The sequence below is a fragment of the Curtobacterium guangdongense genome (genome assembly GCF_049341845.1).
Classification (GTDB): domain Bacteria; phylum Actinomycetota; class Actinomycetes; order Actinomycetales; family Microbacteriaceae; genus Curtobacterium; species Curtobacterium guangdongense.
Map to the genome: position 1 here is coordinate 306,610 of NZ_JBMPIT010000006.1, position 21,171 is coordinate 327,780.

At 71.9% G+C, this 21,171-nt stretch carries 21 protein-coding genes; 9 read left to right on the top strand and 12 right to left on the bottom strand.

What is annotated here, in order from left to right; all coding sequences use genetic code 11:
- Positions 1-38 precede the first annotated feature (38 nt).
- From ACO0E1_RS11755 to ACO0E1_RS11790, 8 genes are all read right to left on the bottom strand, one after another.
- A complete protein-coding gene (locus tag ACO0E1_RS11755; protein ID WP_422874344.1) occupies positions 39-872 on the bottom strand; it encodes a MurR/RpiR family transcriptional regulator in 834 nt (277 codons plus the stop codon).
- Positions 869-2,101: an allantoate amidohydrolase gene (locus tag ACO0E1_RS11760; protein WP_422874345.1), complete on the bottom strand. Its 1,233-nt coding sequence runs from the start codon at positions 2,099-2,101 to the stop codon at positions 869-871. Before ACO0E1_RS11760 ends, ACO0E1_RS11755 begins: the two co-directional genes overlap by 4 nt.
- Positions 2,098-3,318 carry a pyridoxal-phosphate-dependent aminotransferase family protein gene (locus ACO0E1_RS11765; protein ID WP_422874346.1) on the bottom strand — a complete coding sequence of 407 codons (1,221 nt, stop codon included), beginning with the start codon at positions 3,316-3,318 and terminating at the stop codon, positions 2,098-2,100. Before ACO0E1_RS11765 ends, ACO0E1_RS11760 begins: the two co-directional genes overlap by 4 nt.
- Positions 3,319-3,358: 40 nt before the next feature.
- Positions 3,359-4,870: an AtzH-like domain-containing protein gene (locus ACO0E1_RS11770; RefSeq protein WP_422874347.1), complete on the bottom strand. Its 1,512-nt coding sequence runs from the start codon at positions 4,868-4,870 to the stop codon at positions 3,359-3,361.
- On the bottom strand, positions 4,867-5,913 hold the full coding sequence (locus ACO0E1_RS11775; protein WP_422874348.1) for an acetamidase/formamidase family protein: 1,047 nt from the start codon (positions 5,911-5,913) through the stop codon (positions 4,867-4,869). The genes ACO0E1_RS11770 and ACO0E1_RS11775 overlap by 4 nt, the downstream gene beginning before the upstream one ends.
- The gene (gene allB / locus ACO0E1_RS11780) at positions 5,906-7,222 is read right to left on the bottom strand and encodes an allantoinase AllB (protein ID WP_422874349.1); all 1,317 of its coding nucleotides are present in this window, start codon (positions 7,220-7,222) and stop codon (positions 5,906-5,908) included. Before allB ends, ACO0E1_RS11775 begins: the two co-directional genes overlap by 8 nt.
- Positions 7,219-7,953 (bottom strand): aspartate/glutamate racemase family protein, encoded by a 735-nt coding sequence (locus tag ACO0E1_RS11785; protein ID WP_422874350.1) that lies wholly within the window; start codon positions 7,951-7,953, stop codon positions 7,219-7,221. Before ACO0E1_RS11785 ends, allB begins: the two co-directional genes overlap by 4 nt.
- Positions 7,954-8,036: 83 nt before the next feature.
- On the bottom strand, positions 8,037-9,596 hold the full coding sequence (locus ACO0E1_RS11790) for an NCS1 family nucleobase:cation symporter-1 (protein WP_422874351.1): 1,560 nt from the start codon (positions 9,594-9,596) through the stop codon (positions 8,037-8,039).
- A gap of 217 nt (positions 9,597-9,813) precedes the next feature.
- Between ACO0E1_RS11790 and ACO0E1_RS11795 the strand changes: the two genes are divergently transcribed.
- From ACO0E1_RS11795 to ACO0E1_RS11815, 5 genes are all read left to right on the top strand, one after another.
- Entirely contained in the window at positions 9,814-10,740 is a 927-nt protein-coding gene (locus ACO0E1_RS11795; protein ID WP_422874352.1) for a CPBP family glutamic-type intramembrane protease, read from the top strand.
- Entirely contained in the window at positions 10,727-11,992 is a 1,266-nt protein-coding gene (locus ACO0E1_RS11800) for a sensor histidine kinase (protein WP_422874353.1), read from the top strand. Before ACO0E1_RS11795 ends, ACO0E1_RS11800 begins: the two co-directional genes overlap by 14 nt.
- Positions 11,989-12,669, top strand: a complete 681-nt coding sequence (locus ACO0E1_RS11805) for a response regulator (protein WP_422874354.1) — start codon at positions 11,989-11,991, stop codon at positions 12,667-12,669. Before ACO0E1_RS11800 ends, ACO0E1_RS11805 begins: the two co-directional genes overlap by 4 nt.
- A 65-nt stretch (positions 12,670-12,734) precedes the next feature.
- The gene (locus tag ACO0E1_RS11810; protein WP_422874355.1) at positions 12,735-13,520 is read left to right on the top strand and encodes an SGNH/GDSL hydrolase family protein; all 786 of its coding nucleotides are present in this window, start codon (positions 12,735-12,737) and stop codon (positions 13,518-13,520) included.
- A gap of 134 nt (positions 13,521-13,654) precedes the next feature.
- Positions 13,655-14,221 (top strand): VOC family protein, encoded by a 567-nt coding sequence (locus ACO0E1_RS11815; RefSeq protein ID WP_422874356.1) that lies wholly within the window; start codon positions 13,655-13,657, stop codon positions 14,219-14,221.
- 12 nt (positions 14,222-14,233) lie between these two features.
- On the opposite strand, the gene ACO0E1_RS11820 is transcribed toward ACO0E1_RS11815, so the two are convergent.
- The 4 genes from ACO0E1_RS11820 to ACO0E1_RS11835 all read right to left on the bottom strand — a co-directional run bounded on the left by ACO0E1_RS11820 (position 14,234) and on the right by ACO0E1_RS11835 (position 17,840).
- Positions 14,234-14,725: a GNAT family N-acetyltransferase gene (locus ACO0E1_RS11820; protein WP_422874357.1), complete on the bottom strand. Its 492-nt coding sequence runs from the start codon at positions 14,723-14,725 to the stop codon at positions 14,234-14,236.
- A 4-nt stretch (positions 14,726-14,729) separates the two neighbouring features.
- On the bottom strand, positions 14,730-16,136 hold the full coding sequence (locus ACO0E1_RS11825) for an LLM class flavin-dependent oxidoreductase (protein WP_422874358.1): 1,407 nt from the start codon (positions 16,134-16,136) through the stop codon (positions 14,730-14,732).
- Positions 16,137-16,205: 69 nt separating this feature from the next.
- The gene (locus ACO0E1_RS11830; protein WP_422874359.1) at positions 16,206-17,027 is read right to left on the bottom strand and encodes an alpha/beta hydrolase; all 822 of its coding nucleotides are present in this window, start codon (positions 17,025-17,027) and stop codon (positions 16,206-16,208) included.
- A gap of 69 nt (positions 17,028-17,096) precedes the next feature.
- A complete protein-coding gene (locus ACO0E1_RS11835) occupies positions 17,097-17,840 on the bottom strand; it encodes an alpha/beta fold hydrolase (protein ID WP_422874360.1) in 744 nt (247 codons plus the stop codon).
- Between the two features lie 50 nt (positions 17,841-17,890).
- Between ACO0E1_RS11835 and ACO0E1_RS11840 the strand changes: the two genes are divergently transcribed.
- The 4 genes from ACO0E1_RS11840 (at position 17,891) to glgX (ending at position 21,118) form a co-directional block, all read left to right on the top strand.
- Positions 17,891-18,307 (top strand): MarR family winged helix-turn-helix transcriptional regulator, encoded by a 417-nt coding sequence (locus ACO0E1_RS11840; protein ID WP_422874361.1) that lies wholly within the window; start codon positions 17,891-17,893, stop codon positions 18,305-18,307.
- Positions 18,308-18,316: 9 nt separating this feature from the next.
- Positions 18,317-18,601, top strand: a complete 285-nt coding sequence (locus tag ACO0E1_RS11845) for a hypothetical protein (RefSeq protein ID WP_422874362.1) — start codon at positions 18,317-18,319, stop codon at positions 18,599-18,601.
- A 116-nt stretch (positions 18,602-18,717) separates the two neighbouring features.
- The gene (locus tag ACO0E1_RS11850; protein ID WP_422874363.1) at positions 18,718-18,957 is read left to right on the top strand and encodes a hypothetical protein; all 240 of its coding nucleotides are present in this window, start codon (positions 18,718-18,720) and stop codon (positions 18,955-18,957) included.
- Positions 18,958-19,099: 142 nt separating this feature from the next.
- Entirely contained in the window at positions 19,100-21,118 is a 2,019-nt protein-coding gene (gene glgX, locus ACO0E1_RS11855) for a glycogen debranching protein GlgX (RefSeq protein ID WP_422874364.1), read from the top strand.
- Positions 21,119-21,171 lie beyond the last annotated feature (53 nt).

A 21,171-nucleotide genomic window follows, 5' to 3' on the forward strand; every position in this document is an offset into this window, starting at 1 on the left:
GCGTGATGGGTCGTTCCGGCGCCGAGCTCAAGCCACCGTCAGGAGCCGGCGAGCTCCCCGAGGGTGTCGTACGCCGCAGCGACGGCATCCACGTGTGCGCGGCCGGCGGGGCCCGAGGCCTCGTAGACGTCGTTCGCGATCGCGGCGACCACGGCGAACAAGGCCGCGAGCGAGTCGAACGCGGACGGCGAGTCCACCGGGCAGAGGATCGTCGTCGCAGCCGGCGCAGCGATCACGGCGGCCGTCGGGTCCCCGATCACGACGACGTCGGCACCCGATGCCACGCAGTGCCGCACGAGTCGGTCGATGCCCGCCGCGTGCCGACGGACGGTGACCACGATGACGAGGTCCCGGCGGTCGAGGTCCGCCACCTCCTCCCCGAGTCGCTGCCCGGGTGCCGGACCGACCCGGACATCCGGCCGGACCTGCGCGAGCTGCGCGCGGAGCTGCAGCGCGATCGGGTGCGCGCCACGCTCCCCGAACACCAGGACCCGGCGCGCCCGGATGATGCGCCGGGCGAGACGGGGGCGTTCGGCGCGGGCCAGGGAAGCGAACGCGGCGTCGAGGTTTCGCGACTCGACGGCACGCTGGTCCACGTGCGCGGCGTCCTCCGCGGCCCAGGGCAACCCGCTGCCCCGTGCCGACATGAGTTCCTGCCGGACCTCGGCGGCGTCCTGGAACCCGAGGGACCGGACGAGGCGCGAGACCGTCGCCTTCGAGGTACCGGACTCGGCGGCGAGCTGCGCCGAGGTCCCGACGAGCAGGAGCTCCGGGTCGTGGCGGACCATCGCGGCGACCCGGCGTTCGGCGGGTGAGAGCTGCTCCCACACCGCGTCGATGCGCCCGCGCACGTCGGGCTGGGCGGTGGTCACGAGGGCTCCGCTGCAAGGGTCGTGATCGCGGTGACGAGGGCGTCGAGCCCGAGGGCGATGTCGGCCTCGGAGACGAACTCGTCCGGGTGGTGGCTGATGCCGTCGGGGTTCCGGAGGAACAGCATCGCGACGTCGGTGACGAGCCCGAGCGACATGGCGTCGTGCCCCGCGCGGGAGAACAGCTCCATCGGCTCGGGCGACCCCGTGGCGACGATCCCGGCCCGGACGGCGTCCATCAGCCGCGGCGCGCAGAACACGGCAGGAGCCCGGTGCACCTCGGTCGGCTCGACGCTGACACCGCGACGCTCACCGATCAGCGCGAACGCCTTCGTGATCTCGTCCCAGACCCGGTCGCGTCCGTCGTCGAACTCGCCCCGCAGGTCCACCGAGAAGTGTGCGAGGCCCGGGACGACGTTCACGGCACCCGGTTCGACCGTCATCGTGCCGACCGTCCCGACGTGCTGCGACGCCCGGCAGATCCGCTCGACGGCGAGTGCGGCCTCGGCGGCGGCCAGGAGCGCATCGTGTCGGCGCTCGTACGGGGTGCCGCCGGCGTGCCGGGCCTCCCCGACGGCCTCGACCGTGAAGCGGCGGGCACTGGCGATGCTCGTGACGACACCGAGTGCCTGGTCGGCCTGTTCGAGGTACGGCCCCTGCTCGATGTGCGCCTCGAGGTACCCGACGAGCCGCGACGGGTCCACCGCGGCGTCCCCGACGCGCGAGGGGTCGAGCCCGAAGTCGGTGAACGCCTGCCGGAGGGAGACCCCCTCGGCGTCGGTCAGCTCCCACCAGGCGTCGTCCCAGACCCCGGCGACCGCCGAGGACCCGAGCAGCGCCTTGCCGAAGCGCGTCCCCTCTTCGTCGGAGAACGCGATCACCTGGATGCCGAACGGCAGCGTGCCGTGCTCGGCGCGGATGCGGGCGACGGCCGCGATGCCCATGAGCACCCCGACGATGCCGTCGTACCGGCCGGCGTCCACCACGGTGTCGAGGTGCGAACCGACGAGCAGCACGGGGGCGTCGTCCGTGGCACCGGGGACGCTGCCGTGCAGGTTGCCGGCGTCGTCCTGCCACGTGGTCATCCCGGCGTCCTGCATCCAGCGCGCGACGATCGTGTTCACCCTGGCGTGCTCCGGCGACAGGTAGACGCGGGTGATCTGGCCCGGCGTCGCGGTGACGGCGGCGAGCTCGTCACACCACGCGACGATCGTCGCGGCGTCGACGGTCACGGCCGTGCTCCCGCGTAGGTGTCGAGCGCCGCGTCCACGCCACCGCCCTGCGGTACGGGGAACCCGCCGCGACGCAGCGACTGCTCGAGCGCCGAGAGCGTCGTCACGACGGCGTCCTTGCGGGCGTTGTAGCCCATCGTCCCGATGCGCCAGACCTTGCCGTGCAGGGGCCCGAACGACGTGCCGATCTCGATGCCGTGGTCCTCGAGCAGCGACGCCCGCACGGCGTCGCCCTGCACCGACGACGGGATCGAGACCGCGACGACGTTGTGCATCTTGTGCGCGACGTCGCCGAACACCTCCAGCCCGAGCGCTTCGACCCCGGCGAGCATCGCGCGGCCGGCCAGCTCGTGCCGCGCGATGACGGCGTCGCGTCCTTCTTCGAGCAGGATGCGCGCGCACTCGTTCGCGGCGTAGAGCATCGACGCGGCTTCGGTGTGGTGGTTCAGGCGTCGCGGCCCCCAGTAGTCGAGGATCATCGCGAGGTCGAGGTAGTTCGACCGGATCGGCTCGTCGGAGACCTCGTCGCCGGGTTCGCGGATGCCGGCTTCGACACTGCGCCGGCCGTCGAGCACCGAGACGGCGCGCGGCGACAGGGTGAGCGGTGCACTGCCCGATGGTCCGCCGAGGCACTTCTGCAGCCCGGCACTGACGGCGTCGATGCCCCACGCGTCGACCTCGAGCGGGTTGCCGCCGATGGTGGCGGTGGCGTCGGTGTAGAAGAGCACGCCGTGCCGGTCGCAGATCGCACCGAGCTCGTCGAGCGGCTGGTTCATCGTCGTCGAGGTGTCACCCTGCACGATCGCGAGGACCTTCGGCTTCGTCGCCACGATCGCGTCCTCGATCACCGAGGTCGGGAACACCTGCCCCCACTCGGTCTCGATCGTGTGGACGTCTGCCCCCGCGCGTCCGGCGATCTCCGCGAGCAGGTGTCCGAAGCGCCCGAACACCGGCACGAGCACGCGGTCCCCCGGCGCGAGCAGGGACACGAGCGCGGCTTCGATGCCGGCGCGCGAGGTGCCGTCGACGAGTACGGTCGCGTCGTTGACGGTGCCGAACACCTGCCGGTACAGCGCCTGCGTGTCGTTCATCGCGGACGTCATCCACGGGTCGTACTGCCCGACGAGCGGGGTGGACAGCGCACGCAGCACACGCGGGTCGGCGTTGATCGGCCCCGGCCCCATGAGGAGTCGAGCGGGCGGGTTCACTGGCAGCATCGGTACCTCCGTTCCGTTCACGAGCATATCGGAACGATCGTTACAACAGTGTTTCGGCGAGCGCGACCAGGGCTCGATCCGAGCCGACAGGACCGACGAAGCAGACCCCGACGGGTGCACCGTCGACGGTCAGGAACGGCGCGCTGACGGCGGGCAGCCCACCGATCCCGGCCACGGCCGTCATCCGCAGGGTCGCCACGCGGGTCCGCAGCACGGCGTCGCCGGTCGCGGTCCGCAACGGGGCCGGCCCGGGAACGGTCGGGAGGCACAGCACGCCTCCGCCGATCACCTCACGCACGCGGGTGCGCAGCTCCGCCAGCCGCCCACGAGCGACCGTCTCGGCTTCCGTCGTGATCGTGGCAGCTGCGGCGAACCGCGCTCGGACGTCGTCCCCGAGTCCTCCGGGATGCGCCTCGATCCAGGCGCCGTCGTTCCGCCACGCCTCCGCCGCCTGGACCACGCGGAGGGTCTCGGCGAGGTCGTCGAGCGATGGCAGCTCGATCCGGCGGACAGGACGGCGGGTCCGGTCGAGCCAGGCCGTGAACGCGGCGGCCGTCGCGGGCTCGGCGGCGTCCAGCAGTGCGTCGCTGACGAGGAGCTCGCCGTCGTCCACCCCGACGCAGGCACCGGGCACGGACACTCCGGCGGCGGCCGCCAGCACCGATGCCGAACGGGCGACCCACCCGACGGTGTCGAAGGACTCCGCGAGCGGCAGGAGACCGTCCCGCGGGACGCGGTCGTGCGTCGTCCGGAGTCCCCAGAGCCCCTGGTACGACGACGGCACGCGGAGACTGCCCGCCGTGTCCGTCCCGAGCCCGAGGTCCGCGGTGCCGAGGGCGACGGCCGAGGCGGAGCCCGACGTCGATCCGCCGCCGATCCGCGTCGGGTCGGCTCCGTTCGGCGGCGACCCGAAGTGCGGGTTCCGACCGGCGAGGGCGTAGGCGAACTCGTCCGTCCTGGCGATCCCGGTGACGACCGCGCCGGCGTCGAGCAACGTCTGCACTGCGGACGCCGACGCGGTCTCCGCCCGGGCCGAGCGTTCCCACGTCGGGTTGCCCGCGCCGATGACGTGCCCCTGCACGGCGAAGAGGTCCTTCACGGCGACGCGCACCCCGGCGAGCGGCCCGGCATCGGCGCCGTGCACGAGCGGGTCGCCGACGACGCGCCAGACCGATCGGTCGAAGGCCCTCGGTCGACCGGTCACGTGCGCGGTCCGGATCCGCCAGACGCCGTCGGTGCAGCACCAGAGCTGGGTCTGCAGCCCGCGACCACCGCCGACGAAGTGCGACTCCCCCATGACCAGGACGGTGTCCGGTGCGAGCTGCTGGACGTCCACGGCGGCGATCGTCCGACGCGCCACCCCACCACGGCCGGACCGGAAGGCGCTGATCGCGTCGTGTCCCCGCAGCAGTCCCGAGTCGTCGCCGCGGAGCGTCCGCTCGCCCGCTTCGAACAGGTCGTCGAGCACCGCGGTGTCGTCCTGCATCAGGGCCTCCTCGTACGCGGTGAAGGCCTGCTCGAGCCCGTCGGGCCACCCGCCGTGCACGATCACGCGCCGACCTCCGCGAAGTCGGCCTTCCGGATGGTGGCGTGCGCGCCGCACACCAGGTCCACGACCTGCGAGATCCGGAAGTCGGTCGCGGCGCTGAGATACGCGTACGCGATGTGCTCGTCGACCCCCCAGCGCGCCCGGAGCAGGGCGATCGCCGCGCGGACGCAGCGACGGACGGCCTCGTCGAGGTCCTCGTCCATGCCGGTCGGCACGAGGTACTCGGTCGTCTCGGCGATCGGGCCGACGAGATCCCCGAACCGGTCGAGCGCCGTCGCCCGTTGCACGAGGTCGAGCCGGAGGACGAGCCGGAGCGATGCCTCCATCGCGGTGAGTGCGACCTCGCCGTCCCCCTGCGCGAAGTGCGGGTCGCCGACGTACACGCCCGCTCCCGGCACGAACACCGGCAGGTGCAGCGTCGACCCGGCGGTGAGCAGGGCGATGTCGACGTTCCCGCCATGGGGTCCTGGCGGCACCGAGTGCGCGCGCTCGTCCGAGTCCGGCGTGACCCCGACGATGCCGGGGAACGGGCGCAGCGGGAACGTGATGGTCCGGGGACCGCCCTCGACGACGGGCAGCCGGCCGTGGTCGACGCCGTCGCGCCGGACGACGTCGGCGAACACGGACAAGGACTCCTCCGCACGGGGCAGCTCCCCGGGCAGGGCTCCTCGGCCGTGCCGGTTCGAGATGACCCCGTACGGCACCCGCGGCGTCGCCTCGAGGATCGTCACCGAGACGACGTCACCGGGTTCCGCGCCGGCCACCGCGATCGGCCGGGAGACCACGTGCGGGCCGTCGGCGGGGTCGCGCGTCAGGGTCCTGGCGATGTCCGCCGCGTCCGCGAGCACGTCGCCGGCGTCCACCCCGTACCGACCGAAGTACGCGAGCGGATCCTGACCTTGGTCGGGCAGGATCCCCTCGTGCGACACGGTGTCGACCGTCACCACGGCCCCGGGTGCGACGGTCAGCGCAGGGACGTCCAGGCGCGACGGCAGCCGCCCCCAGAGGACGTCGTCCGGTGTCGACCCGAGTCGCGCCTCAGCCACGGGTCACCAGCTGTCCGGCCACGGACGTGGCGGTGACCCGCTGCCCGCGCAACCAGGTCTCGGTCACCCGGCCCCGAGCCTCCAGTCCGGCGAACGCGGAGACCGGGTTCCGGTGTGCCAAGCCGGCCACCTCGATGACCTCGGTGGCAGACGGGTCGAACACGGCGAGGTGGGCGAGCGCTCCCGGCGCGATGCGGCCGCGGTCGGCGAAGCCAGCGAGCGCCGCCGGTCCCGTCGTGAACCACGGCAGGATCGTCTCGAGCGACAGACCACGGCGGAGCGCCTCGGTCCAGACGGCGCGGAACCCGACCTGCAGACCGGCGATCCCGCCCCAGGCGAGGCCCCAGTCCTCGGTCTTGAGGTCGGCTGTGGACGGCGAGTGGTCGGACACCACCATGTCGATCGTGCCGTCCAGGAGCCCCTGCCAGAGTGCGTCGCGGTTTGCGTCGTCGCGGATCGGCGGGCAGCACTTGAACTCGGTCGCGCCGTCGGGGATGGTCGACGCCTCGAACGCCAGGTAGTGCGGGCAGGTCTCGACCGTGATCCGCACGCCGTCGTCCTTCGCGGCGCGGATCATCGGCACCGCCCCGGCGTCCGACAGGTGCAGGACGTGCACCCGCGCCCCGGTTGCCCGTGCGCCGTCGATCACCTGCGCGATCGCGGACTCCTCGGCCGCGGCCGGACGGGTCGCGAGGAAGTCCTCGTAGTGCCCGCCGAGTGCCTCGTGCGGCACGAGGTGTGCGGGGTCCTCGGCGTGCACGATGAGGAGCGCGTCGACGGCGGCGACCTCCTCGATCGCGGCACGGAGCAGTGCCGGTTCGAGGTGCGGGAACTCGTCGACGCCGGACGGCGCCGTGAAGCACTTGAACCCGAAGACGCCCCGCTGGTGCATCGCGTCGAGACTCCCGAGGCTGTCGGGGACGGCACCGCCCCAGAACCCGACGTCGACGGCGACCCGGCCCTCGGCACTCGCGCGCTTCGTGGCGAGCGCCTCGACCGTGGTCGTCGCGGGGATGGAGTTGAGGGGCATGTCGATGATCGTCGTCACGCCGCCGAGCGCTGCGGCACGGGTGGCGGACGCGAAGCCCTCCCACTCGGTGCGCCCCGGCTCGTTGACGTGGACGTGCGTGTCGACGAGCCCGGGGAGCAGCACGTGCCCGTCGGGGACGACCTGCACGTCCGCGTCGGCGGGAGTAGCGGCGTCACCGGGCAGGACGTCCGCGATCCGGCCGTCCTCGACGACGACCGTCGCGGGTCGGAACGCGCCGTCGATCCACGCGTGCTGCGCCCGGAACACGGTGCCAGTCACGCGACGGCTCCGAAGTCCTGCAGCAGGCCGGTGAAGGCCTTGCGGGGCGGCGTGGCGTACTCGCCGTGCTTGCCCGTCGCCAGGCCGAGCCGCACGAGCGACTCGGCGAGGACGGTCGCGGCGGAGACGCCGTCGACGACCGGGGCACCGATCGCGCGGGACACCTCGGCACAGAAGTCCGCCATCCCGGCGCAGCCGAGCACGACCGCGTCGGCACCACCGGCGATGACCGCGCGGCACTCCTCGATGACGAGCGCACGGGCACCGGACGCGGGGTCGTCGAGTTCGAGGACGGGGACCTCGCACGCGCGGATCTCGGTGACGAGCGGGGCGAACCCGTACCGGTCCGCGAGCTCGTGCGCCCGGCCGACCGTCCGCCCGAGCGTCGTCACGACCCCGAACCGGTGGCCGAGCATGGCGGCGGTGTGGAAGCCCGCCTCGGCGATGCCGATCACCGGGCCCGTGGCGAGCTCCCGTGCCGCGTCGAGTCCCGGGTCACCGAAGCAGGCGACGACGTACGCGTCCACTCCCTCGGACTCCCCGACCGCGATCTGCTCGAGGAGGCCGGGGACCGCGAGCGCCTCCTCGTAGTGGCTCTCGATCGAGGCCGGCCCCATCGTCGGGTTCACCGCCTCGACGATCGTCCCGGGGCCCGCGACGGCCGACGCAGCAGCGCCGACCGTCCGGGTCATCGCGGTGGTGGTGTTCGGGTTGACGACGCGGATGCGCATCGGGGTCCTTCCGGTGGAGCAGTGGAGCGGGTGTTGCGGTGACTCTGCGGTTCTGCGGTCCTGCGGTTCTGCGGTTCTGCGGTTCAGGCTCGGCCGACGGCGGCGCCGTCGTCGACCGTGGGGTCGTCGGCGTCCAGGACCGGCATGCTCGGCCGAGCACGTTCGAGTGCCCAGAAGACCACGAGTCCCAGGCCGCAGCCGATGAACCAGCTGTAGTTGCTCAGCCACGGCACGACCCCGAGGGCCGGGGGCAGCACCGCGCAGGCGACCGAGACCACGCCGGTACCCACGAGCGTCCAGATGGCGTTCGGGTTGAAGCCGCCGCTGTACCAGTACCGTGCGCCGGTGTCCTTCGTGTACATGTCGTCGACGGCAACGCGCTGCTTCGCCACCAGGTAGTAGCCGGCGATGAGGATGCCGAACAACGGGCCGATCAGGGCACCCAGCACGCCGAGCGTGTAGAGGATCGCCTGGTCGTTGCCGTACCAGTTCCACGGGGTGAGGAGCACGGAGCCGACGGCGGCGATCATGCCGCCCATCCGCCAGCTGATCTTCCGCGGGGCGACGTTCGAGAAGTCGAACGCGGGGCTGATGAAGTTCGCGACGATGTTGATGCCGACCGTCGCCGTGACGAACGTCAGACCGCCGAGCAGGATCGCGAACGGGGCGTCGATCGCCTGGACGGTCTCGATCGGGTCGGTGATGAGCTTGCCGAACACCGGGACCGTCGCGCTGGCGCACAGCACGGTGAGGATCGAGAAGAACAGGAAGTTGACCGGCAGCCCCCACATGTTGCCGCGCTTGACGGCCCGGAACGACTTGCCGTACCGGGAGAAGTCGCCGAAGTTCAGCATCGGGCCGGAGAAGTAGCTCACCACGATCGCGATCGCCGACAGCATGACCGGGATGCTCGCACCGAACGACAGCGGCTCCCCTGCTGACAGGTTCAGCGAGATGTTCCCGATGCCCGCACGGCTCACCAGGTAGATCGCCAGCGCGATCATCACCACGTAGACCGCGGGCCCGGCCCAGTCGATGAACTTCTTGATCGCCTCCATGCCCATCGAGAACAGCGCTGCCTGCGCCACCCAGAGGATCGCGTACGAGATCCACTCGAGCGCCGAGAGCCCGAGGAACGAGTGCTCCAGCAGTCCGGCCGACGCGGGGATGAACTTCAGGAAGATGATGTTGAGCGACTGCGCCGCCAGGAACGTCTGCACGCCGTACCACGCCATCGCGATGAGACCGCGGATGATCGCGGGGACGTTCGCCCCGAGGACGCCGAACACCGCGCGGTTGATCACCGGGTACGGCACGCCCGTGCGCTGGGACGGCTTCGCCACCAGGTTCGCGAACACCTGCACCACGAGGATGCCGACGACGAGGGCGATGAGCACCTGCCAGCTGGCGATCCCGAGCGCGAACAGTGAGCCGGCGGTGACGTACCCGCCGACGGAGTGCACGTCGGACATCCAGAACGCGAAGATGTTGTAGCTCGTCCACGACTGCTTGCGGAGCGGAGCGAGGTCCTCGTTGGTGAGGGCCGGGTCGTACCCGGGCTTGACGACGCCGGCGCCGGCGAGGGCATCCGACGTGACGGGGGCGTGGGGCGCTGCGACGGGTGCCGCGGTCTCTGTTGCCAAGACGTCCTCCGATGGGAGTGGGAAGCGGGGGCGGTGCTTGCTTGTGCAGAAAGCTACGGACCCTGTTCGCCCTCGCCGTTTCCCCCGTGTAACGACCGTGTGTCATGACACCCGTTCTGAAACGCTCGTTCCGGCCCCTGCATCCTTCGATGCAAGTCGCCGAGGTGCGTCCCTCGGCCGGTCGTCGCGCGGACCGCTGGTTTCTAGCGTCGACGGCATGACGACAACGATCCGGGGGCTGGTCACGCGGTACCCCCTCCGCACCTTCTTCACGCTCGCACTCGCGCTCAGCTGGCTCGCCTGGGTGCCGTACATCCTGTCGCCGCACGGGCTCGGCGTGTGGGACATCCACTTCCCCGAGTTCCTCGGCACCGCGCAGTTCACCGGCGTCCTGCCCGGCGCGCTGCTCGGCCCGCTCGGCAGCGCGTTCCTCGTGACGGCCATCGCGGACGGTCGCCCCGGTCTCCGGCGGTGGGTCGGACGGCTCTGGCGCTGGCGTGTGGCGTGGCACTGGTACGCGGTCGCGCTCGTCGGGGTCCCGGCGGTCATCGTCGCGTCCGGGCTGCTGTTCTCCGGCGGTCAGGTCCAGGCGCCGTCGTGGATCGCCGTCGCGATGCTCGTGCCCGGCCTCGTCGTCCAGCTCGTCACGACCGGTCTCTCCGAGGAGCCGGGCTGGCGTGACTTCGCGCTCCCCCGCCTCCAGTCGCGGTTCGGCGCGCTCGGTGCCGCAGCGGTCCTCGGGCCGATCTGGGCGCTCTGGCACATGCCGCTCTACCTGAGCGACTGGGGCGGGTGGCCGAACGCGCACTGGACCGAGCCGCTCGTGTTCACGGCCTTCACGATCACGTTCAACGTCGTGATGATCTGGGTCTTCAACCGCACCGGGGAGAGCCTGCCGCTCGCCATGCTGCTCCACGTCGGCGTGAACAACACCATCTCGACGCTGTGGGCCGACATGTACCCGGGCATGACCGCCGGCACGATGATGCTCGGGTTGACGATCCTGTCGACGATCGCCGCCGCGGTGCTCCTCGTCGTCACCAGGGGCCGACTCGGGTTCGACCGCCGTGGACCCCTCGCCGCCCCGATCGTTCCCGACGCCCCGGCCGCCGCCCTCGTAGGATCGAACGATGGCACCCGCTGAGCCCCGCGCGCGGCGGACCGACGTCCTCGTCGCCCTGGGGACCGCCGTCTTCGCGATCGGTCTGCAGCTCGCACTGCCGCCGCTCGACCGCGCCGATCCGGACGGCACCGGGTCCAGCTACCCGGACGTCGTGAGCGTCCCGTGGATCGTCCTCGCGGTCGCGATGCTCGTGCAGTCGGCGCTGTTGCTCGGCGCGCGACGCCGACCCCGGACCACCCTGCTGCTCACCGCGCTGGTCCCCGTCGTCGCCGTGGTGCTCGCGCCGAGCACCCTGTCCGGGCTCGCGATGCTGCCGGTCGTCGTGGCCGTCGTCCTCGCCGGTCTCCGCGTGCCCCTCACGCAGCTCTGGCCGACGCTCCTCCTCGCTGCCGTCCCGATCGTCGCGACGCAGACGGTGTTGGCGTTCGCCGTGCTGGGGGCCGGTCGTGCGAGTGTCGCCACGGGATTGGCGACCGGACTGGGCACGGGGGTCCTGCAGGCCGTCGGCGCCGTCGGGCTCCCGGCGCTCGTCGTGCTCGTGATCCGCGCACGACGTGACGTCCGCGCCGCACGGTCCGCGGAGGCCACCGCCCTCGACCGGCAACAGGACGCCCAGGTCGATGCCGCCATCGCCCGCGAGCGTGCGGCCATGGCGCGGGAGCTGCACGACATCGCGGCCCACCACCTCTCCGGCATCGCGCTCATGTCCGCCGCGATCGACCGGCAGATCGACACCGACCCGGATCGTGCCCACGACGGCGTCCGGCAGGTGCGGGCGCAGAGCACCGCGGTCCTCGACGACCTCCGCCGGCTCGTGGGGCTCCTCCGCGAGGACGCGCCGGCCGAACGGCTCGTCGAGACCGTCCCCGGCATCGTCGACCTGGTGGAGCGGGCCCGGCAGCGCGGTGCTGCCGAACTGGAGCTCCGCACCGGCTCCGCCGCCACCCTCGGCAGCGGGATCGGACCGCTCGCACAGCTCGCCGCGTACCGCACCGTCCAGGAGGCACTGGCCAACGCCGCCATGCACGCACCGGGGGCACGGTGCACCGTCACGATCGACGACCGCCCCTCGGATCGGCTCACGATCTCCGTCCGGAACGGAACGCCGACCGTTCCGGCCGACACCGCTCAGATGGACGACTCGCGGGTGGGCGGCAACGGGCTGCGCGGCATGCGGGAGCGTGCGGAGCTCGTCGGCGCTCGGCTCGAGACCGGGCCGACGGACGACGGCGGCTGGCGCGTCGTGCTCGTGCTCGACCGGGAGGCATCGTGAGCGACCCGATCCGCGTGCTCGTCGCCGACGACCAACCGCTCGTGCGGGCCGGGGTGTCCGCGCTCCTCGACGCCGAACCCGACATCGAGGTCGTCGCGGTGGCTTCCGACGGCGCCGAGGCGCTGGAGCTCGCGCGGAGCACGGTGCCGGACGTCGCCTGCCTCGACATCCGGATGCCCGTGCACGACGGCATCACCGTGACCCGCGCGCTCTGCGGCCCCGATGCCGATCCGGCGATCCCGGTGCTCGTCCTCACCACCTTCGACCTCGACGACTACGTCTTCGGCGCGCTGGAGGCGGGTGCGAGCGGCTTCCTGCTCAAGGACGCCGAACCGGACGTCATCGTCGACGCCGTCCGGCAGGTCGCCGCCGGCAACGGGACGCTCGACCAGGCCCTCACCCGCCGGGTGCTCCGCGAGTTCGTGTCACGGCGTCGTCTGCAGCCGGTCACCGGTGACCGCGCCGACGAGGTCCTCACCGCCCGTGAATGGGACGTGCTGCTGCTCCTCGCGCAGGGCATGTCGAACGAGGACATCGCCGCGGCCCTCGTCGTCGAGGTGTCGACCGTGAAGTCGCACCTGGCGCGGATGCTGCCGAAGCTCGGGGTCCAGTCGCGACTGCAGGCGGTCGTCTGGGCGTACCAGAACCACATCGTGAGCGTCCCCGAGCGGGACTGACCCGCCCGCGGACGTTCCACGTCGGCTCGCTCAACTTGCACATGTGTGTGCACGAAGATGGGCCCATGTCTGACCCCATCCGCTACGTCGCCATCGGCGACAGCTTCTCCGAGGGCATCGGCGACGTCGGCGACGCGACCGGCACCCCGCCCCTCCCCGGATGGGCCGGACGCCTGGCGACCGGCCTGGCCGCCGCGTACCCGGATACGCCGGTGTCCTACGCGAACCTCGCCGTCCGGGGGCGCCTGCTCGCCGGGGTCCTCGACGGGCAGCTCGACGCGGCACTCGCCCTCGACCCGGCACCGACGCTCATCACGTTCTGCGCCGGCGGCAACGACCTGCTCCGCCCGTCGTTCGACCCCGACGCGCTCATCGCTCCCCTGGAGACCGCGGTCGAACGGGTCCTGGCGCGCGGCATCCGGTTCGCGCTCCTCAGCCCCGCCGATCCGAGCGCTCGACTCCCCCTCGGATCGCTCATCAACAACCGCGGCAACGCCTGGGCCGGCGCGCTCGGGGATCTCGCCCAGCGCCGCGACCTGCCGTTCGTCGACGTCTCCCGCGATCGCCACCTGGGCCGTGCGGAGTTCTGGTCCGACGACCGCCTGCACATGAACGCCACCGGGCACCAGCGCGTCGCCGACCTGGCGCTGCACGCGATCGCCGATGCCCCGGCCGCGCCCGAGCCCGTCGACGCCCGGGCAGCCAGGGCTCGGCTGCCGGAGGAACTCCGGTACTACCGCGACCACGTGCTGCCCTGGGTCGGCCGACGGGTCACCCGCCGCTCGTCGGGCGACGGTCGCTCCGCGACGTTCCCGACGTGGACGCCCGTGCGCCGGACCCCGGACCACTGAACGCCCGCTCAGGGAGTGGTGATCACGCAGGATCGCAGCGGTTCCCCGCACGCCGCCCCGTGCGTGGTTGCCGGTCGACAGACCTGACGGTCCACTGGACGGGTCCACGCCAGCCGACGTCAGGGGAGACGGCCATGACGACCTTTGCACCGAGCGCAACAGCGACTGCTGGTGCAGCCGTCGCCGCACCCGCCGTCCGCGGGATCGACCACATCGGCCTGACCGTGCCGGACATCGACGCGGCCTCCGACTTCTTCGTCAGCGGACTCGGCGCCGTCGTCCTCTACGACCGGTTCCTCAGGAGCGATCCGGTGCGCAGGACCCCGGACGTCCAGCAGCGTCTGGGCATCCCGCACACGATGGCGCAGGGAGCGCTCCGGATGCTCGCCCTGCCGAACGGCCCGGGGCTGGAGCTCTTCGAGTACCACGGGCGGGGGCAGCGAGCGGCGGCACGGCCGAGCGACATCGGGTGGCAGCACGTCGCGTTCTACGTGGACGACCTCGACTGCGCACTCGCGGGCGTGGAGACCGCCGGCGGGCACCGGTACGCCGACCCGCGCGACCTGGGCGGGAACGAGAGCGGGTTCGGCAACCGCTTCGTGTACGTGGGGACACCGTGGGGCTCGACCCTCGAGCTCATCTCCTACCCGACGCTGCAGGAGGCCGAGATCACCGCGCCGCGCCGGAAGTGGCGGGTCTGACCGCGGGTCTCGTCAGCCGGTGACGTAGGTGCGCGTCGGTGCACCGCTGAGCGCGTGCGCGAACTCCGTCCCCGTGGGGCGGAAGCCGACCGCCTCGTAGAGCCGGACTGCCCTGGTGTTCCCGGTGAGGGCGTGCAGTGCGACGGACGGGTGTCCGGCTGCCCGTGCCGCGTCGATCCCGGCGACGAGCAGTGCCCGCCCGACCCCTCGTGCCTGCAGATCCGGTCGGACCGCCAGCAGGGACAGGTACGCCGCATCGTCGGGGTCGCCGGCCAGGCCGGTCCCCGGCGCGGTGACCAGGACGAAGCCGTCGAGTCCGCCGTCGTCCGACCCCGCGACCAGCAGCGCGACCCGATCCACCAGGAACTTGGTGCCGGCACGCGCCCGCACGGCCGGGTCCTCCGCGACGCCGTCGCGCGCGGCGACGGCGGCGCACCACAGGTCGATGCAGTCGGCGCCCTGGTCCGCGGTCGCAGGACGCGGGACCACCGACGACTCGACCACCCGATCAGCCTACGACCGCGTCACTCCCGATCCGGTAGCCGGCGCCACGGTGTTCCCCGGGCAGCCGGTCCCCGCGCCCGTGCAGCTTGTGCCGCAGCGAACCGGACTCGTAGGCGTCCGGGTAGGCCCCACGGGCACGCAACTCCGGGATGACGAACTCGATGACGTCCTCCCACGTGCCGGGCGTCACCGCGTACGCCAGGTTGAACCCGTCGACGTCGGTCTGCTGCTGGATCTCCTGCAGCTGCGTCGCGATCGTCGCTCCCCCACCGACCGCGACCGGCCCGAGTCCACCGATCGCCGTGTGTCGGGCGAGGTCACGGATCGTCCACTTCGACCCGTCGGACCCCGTCGCCGCGGAGATGTTCGCCGCCGCCGACTGGATCGCGTTCGACTCGACGTCACCGAGCGGCTCGTCGAGATCCCACTGCGACAGGTCGACGCCCATCCAGCCGGAGTTGAGCACCAGCGCACCGAGTTCGGACGCGTAGGACAGGTAGTCCTCGTACTTCGCCTGCGCCAGCTCGTCGGTCTCGTCGGTGATGATCGTCAGCAGCGTGTAGATCTTCGCCGCGTACCGGTCGCGGCCGGCCGCTTCGAGTGCGTCGCGGATCTTCGTCACCGTCGCGGCGAGCTGCGGGACCGTCGGGGCACCGACGAAGACCGCCTCGGCGTTCTCGGCGGCGAACCGGATCCCGCGCGGCGACGCCCCCGCCTGGTAGATCACCGGCGTGCGCTGCACCGACGGCTCCGACAGGTGGATGCCCGGGACGTCGAAGTGCTTGCCGTGGTGCTCGATCGGGTGCACCTTCGCCGGGTCGGTGAAGACCCCGGTCTCCCGGTCCTCCACCACTGCGTCGTCCTCCCACGACCCCTCCCACAGCTTGTAGAGGACCTCGAGGTACTCGTCGGCGACGTCGTACCGGTCGTCGTGACCGAGCTGGTCGGTCTGCCCCATGTTCCGCGCGGCGCTCGGCAGGTACCCGGTGACGACGTTCCAGCCGACGCGGCCCTTCGTCAGGTGGTCGAGCGTCGAGACGCGGCGGGCGAACGGGTACGGGTGCTCGTAGGCGGTCCCCGCGGTGATCCCGAACCCGAGGTGCTCGGTCACCGACGCCATGGCGGACACGAGGAGGATCGGGTCGTTCACCGGGACCTGCGACCCCGTCCGGAGCGCTGCCTCGTTCGAGCCGCCGTACACGTCGTACGTGCCGAGGACGTCGGCGATGAAGATGCCGTCGAACGCGCCACCCTCGAGCGTCTTGGCGAGGTCGGTCCAGTACGACAGGTCGCGGTAGTTCCGGGAGCGGTCGCGCGGGTGGCGCCACAGCCCGGAGGACTGGTGCGCGACGCAGTTCATGTCGAACGCGTTGAAGCGGATCTGCCTGGTCGGGTTCGTCGAGTCCGTCACGGTGGCGACGCTACGTGCGGTTCCTCCGACGGTCACGCAAGGTGACGAACGATGACGTTGTGACCCGGTTCACTCGCCTGCTCCCCGCCGACACCAGGCGGCGGTCACCGCGATCGTCGTGCCGAACGCCTCGAGCGCTGGACGGTTCAGGAACGCGTGGCGCGTCCCGGCGAGGACGTGGTGCTCGACGTCGGTCCCCGCGGCGGCGAGCTCCGCCGCGAACAGGTCACCGGACGCCCGCATGTTGTCGTGTTCGGCGTTGACCACGAGTGTCCGCGGGAACCCTCCGAGCTCGTGTCCGCCGGGGAACGCGAGACGCTCGGCGAGCGCGTCTCTCGACCCCGCGTAGTTGCGGTTCACCACGTCCAGTGCCCACGGCGCGTGGGTGATCCGGCGATGTCGACGAGACCGGAGGCGGGGGTCTCGGCTCCTGGGATGCGTGGCGTGGAAGAAGCCGTACGCGAAGACGGCGCCCACCGGGGGCGCACCCTCGTCCGTCGCGCGGAGTGTCGCGGCCGCCGCGAGGCACGCACCGGCGCTCGCTCCGCCGAGGACCACGCCGCCGGGTGATGCGGCGTGCACCTCGTGGTACGCGGCGAGCACGTCGTCGAGGGGCACCGGGTAGCGGTGCCGTCGCGACGTCGCCCACCCGGTACCCGGCACCGGCGCCAGACGGTAGTCGCCGGTGGCGACGGTCACGCCCTGCGCGGCCAGGGACCGCGCGACGTCGTGTGCCTCGGGTTGGTCGAGACCGCCCCGGAAGAATCCACCGCCGTGCAGCCAGAGCAGCGTCGGCCCTCCGGTCGTCCCGACGTCAGGCACCGCGCGGTACCAGCGGATCGGAACCGCGTGCCGGTCCGCACCCGGGCGTGTGCCGATGGGGTCTGCCATGCGATCACCTTGGCAGAACAGCGGTCCGTCGGAGCGAGGGCAGGACAGGGGTCGCCGGAGCGAGCAGGGTCAGCGCACCCGTTCCACGAAAGGGTCGATGACCGCCCAGGTGGCATCCGGGGCTTCGAGGTGCGGGAGGTGGCCGGCCGCGCGGACCTCCGCGAACTCGGCACCGGGGATCGCGCGAGCGACGGCGCGACCGTACGGCGGCGTGACGATGCGGTCGCTCTCGCCGAAGACGACGAGCGTCGGCACGGTGATCGTCGCAGCGCGGTCCAGGAGCGTCGGGTCACTCATCCCGCGGCCCGCGAGGACCGCGATCGTCCGTCCGTTCGACTGCTGCACGGCCCGCTGCTCCGCTGTCAGACCGGCGGGGTCGACGTACCCCCGCTCCGGGTCGTGCCACGCCGCCTCGGCGAGCCCACGGGCGTCCAGCGCGAAGAAGTCCGCGATCGGCTCACCGTCGACGACGGCTCCGACGCCGTCGATGTCCACCGCGGCGCCGATCACCCCCGCGTACCGTTCGCTGCCCGCCGCCGCGATCGCCATCTCGAGCGCGAGCCACCCGCCGATCGACGACCCCACCACCACGACCCCGCGGGCGCCGCTGGTGACGAGCTGCTCCAGGTACACGCCGGCCAGGTCGGCGACGGAGGTCACGTCGTCCGGGAGCACGGTGCCGTTCCAACCGGGGTGGGTCGGGGCGAGGACCTGCATGGTCGCGGCGAGGTGGTCGACGATCGGGACGACCGTCTGCGGACCACCACCGCCGTGGAGCACGAGTGCGATGGATTCGGTTCGTCCAGTGGTCATCGGATGCCTATCTCAACATGTTTATCTACGGATGTTGATACGGTAGCACCGTGACGACGGATCTGGAAGCGCTCGGTCAGGCGGTCAAACGGGCGCAGTACCGCAACCACCGCACCATGGACGCCGCACTGCGGGACGTCGGCGTGAGCCTCGTGCAGTGGGATGCCCTGCGCGCGATCGACCGGCTGCCGGGAGCGTCGGGACACGACCTCGCCACGGAGACGTTCCAGAGCGACCAGGCGTTCGGCACCCTCGCCGCGCGCATGGTGGAACGCGGGCTGATCGAACGCACCGCCGGCCGTGGCCGCCGGATCGAGCACTCGCTCACCGAGGCAGGACGGACAGCGCTCGAGGGCGGACGAGATCGTGCCGCCGGGGTCCTCGACGAGCTGTTCGCGCCGCTCGACACCGACGAACGAGCGACGCTCCTCCGACTGCTCCGCCGACTCACCGAGCAGGAACGGTAGCGTCTCCCCATGCTCGCGCGCCTCCGACCCCAGGCCCCAGCACTCGTGCTCCTCCTCGCGGCCGGCGTCGCGGTGCTGGTCGCCGTGGTCGCGGATCACATCGCCTGGCCGATGGCCCCGGCCTTCCCGTGGCTCCATCACGGAGACTTCTCCTACGTCGCCACGAAGACCCAGTGGGACACGGCGACGGCTGCACGCTCGATCGCGCGGGTCGCCGTGGTCATCGCCGGCCTCTCCCTCATCGCATCGGTGGTCGCGTTCTTCCGCACGCTCCTCCTGAGCCGTCGGGCCTGACGGTGGCCGCGTGATCCCTCCACCTCCCGCCCGTGGAAACGCTCACGAAACCCCGCGCGCGCTGCACTGGGTACCGCGACCGTCACCGGGACGGTCCACCGGATCCAGGAGGCACCATGCTCGTCCACAAGAAGCTCGCCGCGGCCGCCATCGTCGCGACTACCGCAGCCGTCGCCGTGTTCGGCGGCGCGGCCGCAGCCACCGCCGTCGGCGGTGAGACCGAGACGGCACTGACCGTCTTCGAGACCGTCGCCGATGGTCGCTCCGCCATCGACGTCACCGTCACGTCCGGGGCAGACGGCGTCCCGTCGTCCCGCTCCGACACCCTGGACGATCTGCCGTCCGCCGCGTGGTGACGGAACCCGACACCGGACGGGAGGCTCGTGGCCGTGTCCGCCACGAGCCTCCCGTCCGGTGTGTGCAGGATCGATCCGGGTGACCGGCTCGGGGTACGTGGATCCGCGCAGGGCACAGCGGGGTACCGGTACAACTTCCACCATGACCAGTTCCTCGCGCTCACCGCTCGGCGTCACGCTCGTCGACGGCGGCGCCAACGTCGCCCTGTTCTCGACCACCGCCGACCGCATCGAGTTCTGCCGGTTCGACGACGACGGGACCGAGCACCGCACCGAGCTCACCCACCGTACCGGGTACACGTTCCACGACATCGTGCCGGACGTGGCCGTCGGCACCCGCTACGGCTTCCGCGTGCACGGCCCCTGGGACCCGGCGAACGGTCTGCGGCACAACCCTGCGAAGCTCCTGCTCGACCCGTACGCGACGGCGATCGACGGCACGTACGAATGGGGCCAGGCGCTGTTCGGCCACGACATGGAGCACCCGGACCGGATCGACGAGACCGACTCGGCGAGCGCGATGCCGAAGTCCGTGGTCGCCGACCGCACGTTCGACTGGGGCGACGACGTCCGTCCCGACACGCACCTGTCCGACACCGTGGTGTACGAGGTGCACGTGAAGGGGTTCACGCAGCAGCACCCCGACGTCCCGGAGGACATCCGCGGCACCTACGCCGGCATGGCGCACCCGGCGGCGATCCAGCACCTGGTCTACCTGGGCGTGACGGCCGTCGAGCTCCTGCCGACGCAGCAGTTCGTGCAGGACTCGACGCTCGCCGACAAGGGGCTGCGCAACTACTGGGGCTACAACTCGATCGGCTTCTTCGCGCCGCACGACGAGTACGCGTCCTCGGGAACGGCCGGACAGCAGGTCGCGGAGTTCAAGCAGATGGTCAAGGCCATGCACGCCGCTGGTCTCGAGGTCATCATGGACGTCGTCTACAACCACACCGCCGAGGGCAACCACATGGGCCCGACGCTGTCGTTCAAGGGCATCGACAACCCGTCGTACTACCGCCTGGTCGAGGACGACGGTTCGAGCTACTTCGACACCACCGGCACCGGCAACTCCCTCAACGTCGCCCACCCCGCGGCGCTCGGCCTGATCGCGGACTCGCTCCGCTACTGGGTCGAGGAGATGCACGTCGACGGCTTCCGCTTCGACCTCGCGACGACGCTGACCCGCCAGGACAACGAGGCGAGCCGCCGCTCCGCGTTCCTCGACATCATCCACCAGGACCCGGTGCTGCGGACGGTCAAGATGATCGCCGAGCCCTGGGACACCGCTGGGTACCAGGTCGGCGGGTTCCCGGCCGAGTGGTCCGAGTGGAACGGCAAGTACCGCGACGACATGCGCGCGTTCTGGCGCGGCGACGAGGGCGTCCTGGGCGACGCCGTCCAGCGGTTCCTCGGCAGCCCGGACGTCTACGAGGGGTCTCGCCGTGCGCCGGTCTGCTCGGTGGACTTCATCACCGCGCACGACGGCTTCACCCTCGCCGACCTGACGATGTACGCCGAGAAGCACAACGAGGCCAACGGCGAGGACAACAACGACGGCGAGAGCAACAACACGTCGTTCAACGGCGGCATCGAGGGTCCGACCGACGACGGCGCGGTGAACGACTACCGCGACCGGCAGCGTCGGAACTTCCTCGGCACGCTCCTGCTGTCGGCCGGGGTCCCGATGATCCTGGGCGGCGACGAGATCGCCCGGTCGCAGGGCGGCAACAACAACGCGTACTGCCACGACGACGAGATCTCGTGGTTCGACTGGGCCGCGGCGGACCAGGACCTGCTGGCGTTCACCCGGTCGGCGATCGCGTTCCGCAAGCAGCACGTCGCGCTCCGCCCGGAGTGGTACCGCACGGCACCCGGCGAGTCCGGTTCGACCGTCTCGGTCCTGCGCGCGGACGACGCCGGCTTCGAGGACGCCGACTGGGCCGACACCGGCAACCGGGCCGTGATGCTCGTGCTCGAGCACGGGGACGACGCGGTGGCGGTGCTGTTGAACGCCTCGGAGACGACCGTCGAGTTCAGGCTGCCCGAGAAGCCGGGCGGCGGGACGTGGTCCCTCGGCCTCTCGAGTGACCCGGACCAGCAGGTCGACGCAGGGGCCGAGTCCGTCCTGGTCCGGGACGCGTCCTTCACGGCGCTGCACTGACGGGCGCGCCGCGTCGGAACGCCGGGTCCGCGCCCGAACGCGCGATCCGGCCG